The sequence below is a fragment of the Patescibacteria group bacterium genome, assembly GCA_024654625.1.
GTDB lineage: Bacteria > Patescibacteriota > Minisyncoccia.
This window is the reverse complement of the sequence record JANLHB010000016.1, coordinates 127,499-138,299: the sequence shown is the minus strand read 5'-3', so window position 1 is coordinate 138,299 and position 10,801 is coordinate 127,499. Positions and strand designations below refer to the sequence as shown.

At 48.4% G+C, this 10,801-nt stretch carries 6 protein-coding genes; all 6 read right to left on the bottom strand.

All coding sequences use genetic code 11. The features are described from left to right. Positions 1 to 2: 2 nt before the first annotated feature. Positions 3 to 992 carry a hypothetical protein gene (locus NUV40_01610; GenBank protein ID MCR4342584.1) on the bottom strand — a complete coding sequence of 330 codons (990 nt, stop codon included), beginning with the start codon at positions 990 to 992 and terminating at the stop codon, positions 3 to 5. Between the two features lie 594 nt (positions 993 to 1,586). Next, positions 1,587 to 1,775 (bottom strand): hypothetical protein, encoded by a 189-nt coding sequence (locus NUV40_01605; protein MCR4342583.1) that lies wholly within the window; start codon positions 1,773 to 1,775, stop codon positions 1,587 to 1,589. A gap of 5 nt (positions 1,776 to 1,780) precedes the next feature. After that, positions 1,781 to 3,511, bottom strand: a complete 1,731-nt coding sequence (locus NUV40_01600) for a hypothetical protein (GenBank protein MCR4342582.1) — start codon at positions 3,509 to 3,511, stop codon at positions 1,781 to 1,783. A gap of 4 nt (positions 3,512 to 3,515) precedes the next feature. After that, a complete protein-coding gene (locus NUV40_01595) occupies positions 3,516 to 4,148 on the bottom strand; it encodes a hypothetical protein (protein ID MCR4342581.1) in 633 nt (210 codons plus the stop codon). A gap of 4 nt (positions 4,149 to 4,152) precedes the next feature. After that, entirely contained in the window at positions 4,153 to 4,470 is a 318-nt protein-coding gene (locus NUV40_01590) for a phage baseplate upper protein (GenBank protein ID MCR4342580.1), read from the bottom strand. Positions 4,471 to 4,473: 3 nt separating this feature from the next. Next, entirely contained in the window at positions 4,474 to 10,800 is a 6,327-nt protein-coding gene (locus NUV40_01585) for a hypothetical protein (GenBank protein ID MCR4342579.1), read from the bottom strand. Position 10,801 lies beyond the last annotated feature (1 nt).

Here is a 10,801-nt window from a genome sequence, read left to right as displayed (position 1 = left end):
TGTTATGGGCTTTCGGCCAACGCTTTTTTAATGATGGCCTCGAAGAGATCGCCCCCTTCGGTTCCTGTTTCTCCGCCGCTAATCGCCGCCTCAACGATTCTGGCGAACGGATCATCAGATTCTTTTGTCTCTGCCGCTTGCGCTACCTTGCTTCTCATGGCGCTCCATCTTTTCTGAAGTTCCGCGAATGTCAGCGATGATTGCGCTTTGTTTTCTTCTTGGGCCTTAAACCACGCCGGCGGAGTTTCCGAAGCGGCGACATCGTTTGCCTGATCTTTAGTAAGTCCTGCAAGGCCTGCGCGAATGTTGAACTGCGTCGGCGCAAGCGTACTGACGGAAGATGATGTCGGCGGTTTTACGCCGGCCACTTTTTTCCCACCGATATCGAATGTCGTGCCAGCCGGAGTTTTCACTGCTAAGTCCGCCATCTTGAATGCGAAATCAATGGCATCTTCGGCCGCTTTTCTTTCGGCCTTGTCTTTGGATTGAGCCATTTCGACAATCTGCGCGATGTCTTTTTGAGATGCGTTCAAGAGATCGCCGGCAATATCCGCATAAATTTCGTATCGCTTCCTGCCAAATTCAAGTTCGGTTTCCGCTATCCCAAGCGCGCGGGACAAGTCCTCAAACTTCGCGCCGGCAAATTCGCGGGCAAGACCTTCTTTTGAAGAGATGCCTTGGCCAAGCCGTTGTCTCTCCGTAGAGAGCCGGTTGTATTCTTCAAGCAATGGTCTGGTTTCAGAAGCCGCTAATCTTTGCACCTGACTTTCCGTCACAATGCCGCCGCTCTTTTTGATGCGATCCCGAATATCCCTCTCGGATTCAAAGATTGAACCCTCTAATGAGGCCAGCCGTTCATCCAAGCTTTGGGCTCTTTTGGTATCTTCTGGCAGACCCTGCTCGGTTCTCGCGCCGCTCAGAAGATCGGCTTTGCTCGGCAAAGCTTTTTGTGATTCCAAAACTTTTCTTTCTCGCTCTTCTAAATCCTGCATGCGTTTGTTTATGTCCACCTGATACTGCTGGAATAGTCCAGTGCTGGTTGGCACCTCTTGTCCAGAAATGGTCGTTTTGGGTGGCAAGCTCGGCACAGGTGGTGAAATGGGTGGCTGGGTCGGCCCCGCTTCAACACGGGTCGCAAGGCTCGCCACGGGGGGTTTCTGGGCTGGCAGAGAGGCGGTTTGAGGCTGAATTGGGGTTATTTTGGGCTGGGACCCGGCTTTCAACCTCTCCAACAGGTCAACATTCTGCTGGTAGTCGCCCTTATATGCCGAAGCCGCTCCCAAGCCAAGTTCCTCGAAAGTTTTCGATCTATCGGAAATGCCGGGGAGTTTTTGGCCTTTTGTTTTGTAATATTCGAATAGTGTGTTTGCCATATGTTTAAGTGAGAGCTACATATCGCCAGTTGCCATTGAAGAAAATGTAAAACCTCCGATTTACACCGTCGTCATAGAGCGCGAATCCGATCGGAAACTTTGGCGGGTCGCTCGGGACCGTATTCAAAATCGGGATATCTCTCAACAGAGTGAGAATGAGTCCCAATTGCGGATCAAGCGGATTTCTGTTTTCGTTTGGATCGTTTGGCATGGTTATGGTAGTTTTGCGTACTCGTCCAAGATTGTATTGACTCTGGCGAGCTCGCTATTAATTCTCGTGACCTCTTTTTCTAATTGCGTTTTTAATTTCTTCAACTCATTGATATTGAATACCGAAGTTGCCGACTTGCTTTCGATAAGCTTAAAATTTTCCGCGTCAATTTTTTCCAATGTGTAAGCCATGGTGGTTATTTAATGATTCGGTCTGGGACATAGACGGTGGAGATATCGGCAATGCCCATATTCCACTCGCCGGTGAACCCGGACGGAGACCATATTTCGATTTTTAATTGAATTTTTTTTGACCTCGTATTAAATCGCATCAGTTTATTGACGATCTCTGGTTCGGTGCTTCCTTTGATCTCGCCGACTTTTTTGAATTTTGAAAGCAGTAAGAAAGAAGTCGTATCGTAGCTTGCGCCGCCCTGCAGAAATTCATCTACTGTTATCGTGGTGCCGCTGATGGATTTGATGTGCCTGATCTGTCCCGCGCCGTTGCCGGAGAGCACCGACACTTCGTCTCCAACTTCCCAGTAGCTCGGCACAAATCCAAGCGTAAATGTAGTGCTCGTGCCGCCGCTCGCAAAACGGACATCTCTTTGGTATTGCTCGGTGATGTTGTATTTCACGATCACGCGGGCAAGAGAACTATCCACGAAGGGTCTCCAAAAATTGATTATGGTTTGGATGAATCGCTTTCTTCGATATGGTTCATCATCGAGAAGCGAAGTGACGAGAAACGCGCCGTAGTTGTAGGGTCTTGCGCTTCCGCTATCCATTGAGTTGTCGATGACATACTGGCCGGTGCCGCCGCCTTTATTCCACGCGACTCGGAAGATATTTCCGCCTTGGTCAATAATGATGCTTCCGATGCCAATAACTCCTGATCCGCTGTTATTGGTGATTCCGAAATGCGACATCGTGTGTTTGAAATACAGAGCTCGCGTTGCGGGATTGAACACCCAAATTCCGCCCGGGTAGAATCGCTTCTCCATACTGAATCCGCTCGCCGCCTTGCCGATCAAAATAACTCCCTGGAACACTTTCACCGCGTCGGGATTGATGTTGAGGATACTGGCATAATTTGCGTCGAGCTCGATATCTGGGAAGCGATTTAGGCGAACAAGGCCTACTCCGTTGAAAAGATTGATCCAGCCATCGCCCGTGATCACATAGAGGGCGTTTTTGTCCACCGCGCCGGCAAGCGCGCGCACATTCGGCAGTTGAAGAACTCGGTTATAAGTCCCCGAGATTCCGTCCCAGAAAAAGAGTGCTGTGCCGAACGCGTTGTGGTGGGCCGATATCACCAAGTAATCGGTGAGTGGCATGAGCCATTTGATTCTGTATCCTAGCGGAAGAGTGATTCGCGTCGCATTCCACGAGCTTGCGGCGGTATCCCAAGTGGCGAGGTATCGCTCATTGCCAAAACAGACGAACTTGAGAAATTTTGTTATCGGGCAAAGTTCGGCGTTGTTTGATACCGCGAAGCTTTGCCACGAGTCAGTCCAAGTATCGGTTTCGCGCTGATAGCGTCCCGCCCAGCCGTTCGAGGCAAAATACAAAAATCCTTTCTCGGTGAAATTTTCTATCTGGCTGTCGCCGAAAAGTCCAAGCCCGCCCCATGCGTTCACATTATCGTGAACTTCCGTCCAGCTGGGATAGATGAATTTGAAAACCTTGCCGTCCAGCATATTGATCGCCCAGTTCGTGCTGTCAAAAATCGTTCCCCAGAAAATGTCGCCCAGCGTAGCGACGGACGCGCTATCCGCTTCCTTGATCATTTTTGCGGCAACGCGAATATAGGGCGGCGATGATTCAAAATCCAAACCCTGCGACCACCAGAACATACCCGGCGCATTCACATTGCCGACTCCCTTGTCGAATCTTGAAAGTTTCCAAATTTTCTTTAGTAATGCCATATCGTTACACTAAAAAGTTTTTGGGGATGGATGCCGACTCTCTTGCTGAGGCCATTCGCCCCTGCTCTTGATCCCTCCATTTATTCGTCATGATCCTCTCAAACTCGTTTAGATTCTGGTTCTCCAATTCCGTGTCGCCCTGCTGGTTGTAATAGCGGGATTTTCCGAATGCCACATGGGCCTGATGATACGGCCGCTCAATTTCTGGTTCATCACTGTCCGAGACAAACGCGTCAGACATGCGAGCAAAAGTGAACACCATCGTGTCACCGTCCACCGAGGGCGTTTTCTTCATATAGAAAAACTTGCCCAGAATCCAAGCGATGTGGTCGTTAAATTCTTCCCGATCCAAGAAATCAACCAGCCGGTAGGGCTCGGTGTCGTCTCCGACTGTCAGCTCGATAAACGCTCGGTACTCATCTGGGATAGAATATTTATTCTGATCCGCCACCGTCGTGTAGTTTTTTTGGTCTTTCAAATAGTCCCAGTAGTCAAAGCTCTGGCTCTGATCGGCCGGCGGACGCCAAATTTGAACGCGATCATCTGCGGCTTGAATCCACTCATTAAGCAGGGCGTCGGTGACACTCTGATCGTCAACCTGATTTTTTATTGCGGTTTTAATTTCTCCTCGGTTCATAAATTTATATGTCGTCTCGAATAATGATCGTCACCTGCTTATACCCCGTCTGGATTTTCGTATCGGGAAATGTGACCTCTACTTCCCCAAGGTATGTCCCGACCGTGTTGGTGTCACCCGCCGCCCAGACATAGCGGCATTTTCCTTTGGCGGCGTCGGTAATCGTGCATGCGCTTCCATTGATCTTCACGGACCCGGTGGTTGAATCCTTCATATAAAATTTCACCGTCGCGCCGGTAAGATCGACAGGTGCGCCGTCTTGGGTTATTTCAAACTCAAGGTATGGTTTCGTATCGTTTTGTACTATTTTAATGCTGGCCATAAATTACAAATTGATATCTTGTTTCGCGCCCTTAAGATCGACCCCTGTTTTCGCGCTCTTTAGTTCGGTATTCTGTTTTGAACTCGAAAGCAAAACACCGATCTTTGCGGTCAGAAATTGAATCGCAACCTTGAGCACAGGCGGGAAGGTTGGTTTATTCAAAAGCTCTGCCACGATACGGACGGTCTCGGTGACCGCCTTGCCAATTGCCCGAATGATCGAATCTGCCACCTGCACGATTTCGTTAAGATTCGCGTATCGTGTAAGAAGCTTTGCGAGTGATTCAGCGATACTCACTGCTTCCGCAAAAACTCGAACTGCTTTTTTCAAAGCCGAATCGGCAATCGTTATGGTTTGTGCAAACACTCTGGACACGATTCGAGCCATCGAATCTGCTATCGTCACTATTTCTTTGAGAAGCTTCATTGGTTGGCGCATCGCTGAATCCGCGACAGCAACCATCTCCGCATATATTTTCAAAATCTGTTTGCCGAGCGAATCAGCGATTGAAACCGCCTCGCCAAAAATCTTGGCTGTTTGACGGACAATCGCGTCCGCAATGCTTATCATCTCGGCAAGCATTTTCGTAAAAGGCATGATAACGCTGTCAGCGATGACAATTATTTCGGAAAGAAGCACCTGCAGTTTGACGGCGATCACGCCATCGGCTATTTGTACTGCTTCGGAAAATACTTTGCCGGCCTGCCGAATAAAGTTGTCAGCAAGCAATATGGCTTCCGTAAAAATCCTTGATCCTTGCTTCAAGACAGAATCAGCGATGGCGACAACTTCGTTTAATGTTCGGGTGATTTGTTTTGATAAAGAATCCGCGATGGTGACGATTTCGTTTAGAGCTTTGCCGCCAGCTCTTGTGAGTGCGTCGGCAATTGAGATGGTTTCTTGAAGTATTCTTTGAGCTGTCTTTGAAACCGAATCGGCTATCGATATCGCTTCGGCAAATAGACGAGAAATCTGCCGGCTTAAACTATCAATGACCGATATAATTTCCCCGAATATCTTTTGGGCCTGATTGTTTACGCTGTCAGCGATAATCACTGCTTCCTGCAATATTCTCTGAATGGAGATCGTGCGGGTGAAAGTATCGATTACGACTATGGGATCGCTCAAAACCTTGCCGGCTTGCCGGATCAGATTGTCTGCGATTGCCACGATCTCGCTCAAAATTCGCCCCGTCTGTTTTTCTATGGCATCAGTAATCGCTACCGCTTCAGCAAAAATCTTGGCGGTTATCTTGGTAGTGACTGAGTCGGCTAAGGCAACCGCATCGCTCAAAATTCTTCCAGTTTGTCTTACAAGATTATCCGAGACAACCACAACCTCGTTTATCGTTCGGCTCGTCTCTCGAATAATTGAATCAGCCACAATAATTGTTTCGGTTATGAATTTTCCTGCCGAGCGTATCGCCGAATCAACGATCAATATGACTTCTGCCAAACTTCTGCCGGTTTGTTTCGCTACTGAATCAACAACAGCAATAATTTCATCCAAATCTCTGACAAAAGTTTTTATAGCTTGGGCAGTATCCGCAATAACCACTGATTCAGAGAACCTTCGAATCATTTGTTTTGCCAGTGTGTCAGCCACGGCCACGGCTTCAAAAAAAGCTCTTTGGGCGGATTTTAGGATAGAGTCGGCGATGGCCACCGCATCGGCAAGAACCTTTTGCGGGGCCCGCAGAAGAAAGTCGACTATGGCCACAACTTCTGCCAAACTTCTGCTCATTTGCTTAAAAATCGTATCGGCCACTGCGACAACTTCTGCAAAAATTCTGCTTGCAGTCAGTTGATTTGCGAGGGTGTCAACAATAAACACAGCTTCTTGCGCTAATTTCTGGGCCTGCCTCAAAAGTGAATCTGCGATGGCTACAGCTTCTGCCAACGATCTCTGAATCGATTTCACTAACGAGTCGGCAACTATTACTGCGTCAATGAGTGTCTTTTGCGCTTGCCGGAATACGGAATCGCTGATGGCGACAATTTCCTCAAAGATTCTTTGCGCCGTCCAAGTTTTCAAAAAACTGTCGACAAGTGTCACCGCTTCCTCGAGCGTTTTGATCCCTTGTCTGAAGGATGTGTCTACAAGCAACACTGATTCGAGAATGATCCGCCTGCTTTCTTTTAAGACAGAGTCGGCAACAATAACCGCGTCCTGCAGATTTTTTTCCACTAATCTCGCCGCGCTGTCTGTAACCAGCACGATTTCCGTTGTCATCGATTTCGTGACACTTTTTATAGCCGAATCTACCAGCAAAATTGCCTCGACAAGTTCTTTTTTAACGACAGCCACCGCCAAGAAAATATCGGCGATAATCACCGCCTCGCTCAAAAGTTTTAAGGTAGAACGAACAATACTGTCGGCCACTGCCACAACTTCATTAAAAATCCTACTTATCTGTTTCTCGATTGCGTCCGCTATCGTGACTATTTCTGACAAAACTTTGGATATTGTTTTTCCAATGATTGCATCCGCAATTATCACCACTTCGCTGAACGCTTTTTGAGTTTGACGGGATAAGACATCGGCAATGGCAACGATTTCCTCAAATACCCTCTGGATTGTCCAAGTTCTCAAAAAGTTGTCAGCCAGCGTTACTACTTCTCCGAATGTTTTGATGTCTTGCCGGATGGAAGTATCCGCCACCAATACGGATTCCAAGATACTCCGCTGGCTTTCTTTAGCGATAGAATCTGCGGCAATAATTGTGTCTTGTAGATTTTTTCCGCTTAACCGTGCCGCGTTGTCGGCAACAAACACGATTTCTGGCGCCAGAAACTTTCCGATATCTTTTATCGCTGAATCAACCAGTAAAACCGCTTCCGAGAGTTCTTTTTTTATGGTCAACACCACCGACAGAACATCGGCGATAATAACTGTCTCAATAAAGTTTTTAATCGGCTGGAGTATTTTTGTATCAATAATCGTTAGAGCTTCATTGAAAGTTCTCGAAATGGTTCGCTGAATGCTATCGACAATAATCACCACTTCTTCAAAAATCTTTGCGGTGATTTTTGCGGTCACTGAATCGGTAAGAATCACCATTTCGTTGAATGATCGGGCAACTTGTTTCGCCAGAGAGTCGGTAATTGTGATTATTTCGGAGTAAGTCCTAAAGAGCGTTGATTGAGTGAGTACGGTATCGGTAATAGTGATAACTTCTGCCAGATTCTTTTGCCCTTGCTTTATGAGCGAATCGGCAATTGAAACTATTTCCGAGAATATTTTTTGCGCCTGATTTGATATTGAATCAACTATGGCGATGACTTCCGTAAATATCCGCGATGTGCTTCTCGTCAAAGAATCAACGATTAATAACACTTCGCTTGCGGCTTTCTGGGCCTGCTTCGGAACTTGATCGGCCACAGCAACTATTTCGTTAAGAGTTTGAGTAAAAGCTTGACCAGTTCCTGTGAGAAAATCCGCCACGCTCTCCAAGTTTCCGAACGCCGACACTTTGTCGGCATCGCCGCCGGATACTCCCGTAACCCAAGATTGCCAGTGATACGAGGTGGACGAAGCCAAGCCGGTCACATCATCGCCGCCCCGAATGTAAATTTTGGGGTCTTTCTTTGTCCAAACATTTCCCGCGATATCATATTCCCAAGTTTGATTTAAGGTATTGAATGATATTTCAGTGCTGTCGCGGCCGCCGTAAATCAGCATTTTGTCTCCCGTAGGAGAATAAGTCCCTGAATGAGACCGCCTTCCTGCTGGCGGGCTTGTATCGGCAACGGCAGACCACGCTGGAGTTGCGCCAAAAGTTAGCTTCCAGAGTTCATCAAAATTAGTCGTGCCGTTGTATCCGCCGAAAAAGTAGAAAGCGTCATCTGTTGAACGATAGATGGCGGTCATGCCGCGGCGGGCAGATGGAGCGCCAGTTCCCGTAACGCTTCCCCATGCTTCTGATCCTGCGGTAAGCGTCAGTTTGAAAGTGTCGCCGGCAAAGGAGTTCACCCCAGTGCCGCCATGAGAAATCAGCATCACATTCTCGCCGGTGTCTATGGCGTAAGCCGTCTGTCTGCGGGCAGATGGCGCAGTCCCGGTGGGCGTGATCGCAGACCAAGCGCCGTCAGCTCCCCCGGAGAACGAGAGTGCTTTCACGTCGTTCAAGAAATTCGAGCCGTCATCTCCGCCAAAAACAATCATTCGGTCATTAGTCGCATCGTATACTGCGGCGTGCAACCATCGTGCGGCGGGTTTCGTGCCCGAGGGATTGAGTTTAGTGAGAGTATAAACTCCAGTCGCGCCAACGGCGCTGGCTTTTAATTCCCAGACATCGTTGAAGTAAATATTGTTTAGAGTATTGTTGCCGCCCAAACCGCCGAAAATAATGTAGCGATCTCGGTTAGTATCATAAATAATCGTTGCCCCTTCTCGTTCTGATATGCCGAACATCGTATTGAAAATCGGCTGATACCATTCGCCATTGGCGTGGTCGTAAATCCAAAATTCATTCGTGTGTTCTCCTTCGGCAAGCGTATCTTCAACCAGACGGCCGAATCCGCCGAAAATAAGAGTTTCGTTTCTGTCGGGATTATAGGCGTAACCTATCGCATCGCGGCCCCATAGCCAGTTGTTGTGAAGCGCCCCCCAAAATGGGGCAGAACCAGATGTAGCGAGGTCAATGAAATATACATGCTTGTGTTGCGCCAATGCCGAATCCTCGCCGCCGAATATGACCATTATCTTGTTGACCGTATCAAAACATGCGGCCGAAGAACGCGAGCCGGGGACTTTATCTCCCGCCGCTTGGCTTCTGTCAGTCCATGTTTCGCTTCCCGATGTGGTGTTGAGCTCCCAAATCTCCGAAAGATAATTTGAGGATGCAGTGCCGTTTCTCCCTCCCCAGACAATCATTCTTGGATTATTTTCGTCATAGACGGCCACATGCATCTGCCGCACTCCCGGAGGAGTGCCGTCAGATACTTCGGCAAACGAAGCGCCGGCGATATCCCATCTCCAGAGATCGTTCAGTCGATTCGTGCCATCGTATCCGCCGAAAATAAGCAGACGATTATTTGTAATATCAAAAACTATCGAGTGGTCTGCTCGGCTGGGAGGATTGCCGGCCGCATCTTCGGCTTTCAGTTGAGTCCACGCTCCATTTGTCGTGGAGAGGTCAAGCTCAAAAAGGTCGTTGCGATAATCGCCCGCGCCAACCAAACCGCCCTGAACATACGCTTTTCTCGTAGACGCTTTGAAAGCACCAGCCGCTTGACTTCGCGCGGCAGGAGCAGTGCCGGTAGGAGAAAGCGTCGTCCACGCTTCGCTGTATCTGGTCGTAACATCAAGCGCATAGGTGTCATTTTTATCCGCGCCGTCATATCCACCGTGAATGATCATTCGGTTGCCGGTGGCATCAAAGAAAGCGAGATGAGTTGTGCGGGCAGATGGCGGAGTTCCCGAAGGATTTAATTTTCTCCATTGGGGAGGAGAAGAACCAAATCGGTCATCGGCAGACAACTCCCACACATCGTTGTAGCGAGGACTTGTGCCATTCCATCCGCCAAAAAGCAGATATCGTTTATGGATGCTGTCGTAGACGATTGAATGTGATCGCCTGATTTTAGGCGAAGAGGGATCATAGAGAATCTCGCGGGCAGTTCGGTTTGCCACATTATCAAAAGCAGTGCCAACGGCTTCGACTTCTATCTTGTGGGTTAATTTATCTGCGTTGTCGCGCGAAGCAATGAGCGAATCGAGATAAATATTATTTGAAACGCCATCGCCGCCCGTACTGCCGCCCTCGGCGATAATGGTTTTGTGGTCGGGCTTGTATTGACGAAGATTCTTGACGAAGGTAGCTCGGCAAGTTCCTGCGTTCTCGGTGATAGAAGTTGTGACTTCAGCTTGGATTGTGCCAGTTTCAATCACAACATTAATTGCGCCTCCGTGAGCATTGGCGCTTCTAAAAATATAATTGATGCGGAGGCGGTCGGTACAATTGCCAGCCGTCCAATTCATGCTTGGAATTGTCAATCCATATGTGCCGACAAGGTCTAATTGCACCTCGGCGCTTTCTCCCGAAGTTTCTTGAACTGCACCAGCACTATTAAGACGCGAGGCGCTGGCTTTCACAAACATATTGGCGTTTGCAGTCGTTACGCGAACCTCGGCAACAAGTGTAGCGGTTTCCCAGTCAGCGTTATTGGGTTTATATGGCTTGGTAAATCCGTAGCTCGTTTCAGTTGCGCCGTTAGCAACTGTTACGGTAATCGAACCTGCTGTTTCAGCATCGGCAGAAATCTCTCGGTTGAAATCAGCGCCGCCAGACAAGTCCGAAGTTTTTGCTTTTAGTATGTAAGTAGCCATA

Excerpts from the sequence above, each read along its gene's own strand:
- NUV40_01605 (MCR4342583.1), bottom strand. The coding sequence starts at position 1,775 with ATGGCTTACACATTGGAAAAAATTGACGCGGAAAATTTTAAGCTTATC.
- NUV40_01600 (MCR4342582.1), bottom strand. The coding sequence starts at position 3,511 with ATGGCATTACTAAAGAAAATTTGGAAACTTTCAAGATTCGACAAGGGA.
- NUV40_01610 (MCR4342584.1), bottom strand. The coding sequence starts at position 992 with ATGCAGGATTTAGAAGAGCGAGAAAGAAAAGTTTTGGAATCACAAAAA.
- NUV40_01585 (MCR4342579.1), bottom strand. The coding sequence starts at position 10,800 with ATGGCTACTTACATACTAAAAGCAAAAACTTCGGACTTGTCTGGCGGC.
- NUV40_01590 (MCR4342580.1), bottom strand. The coding sequence starts at position 4,470 with ATGGCCAGCATTAAAATAGTACAAAACGATACGAAACCATACCTTGAG.
- NUV40_01595 (MCR4342581.1), bottom strand. The coding sequence starts at position 4,148 with ATGAACCGAGGAGAAATTAAAACCGCAATAAAAAATCAGGTTGACGAT.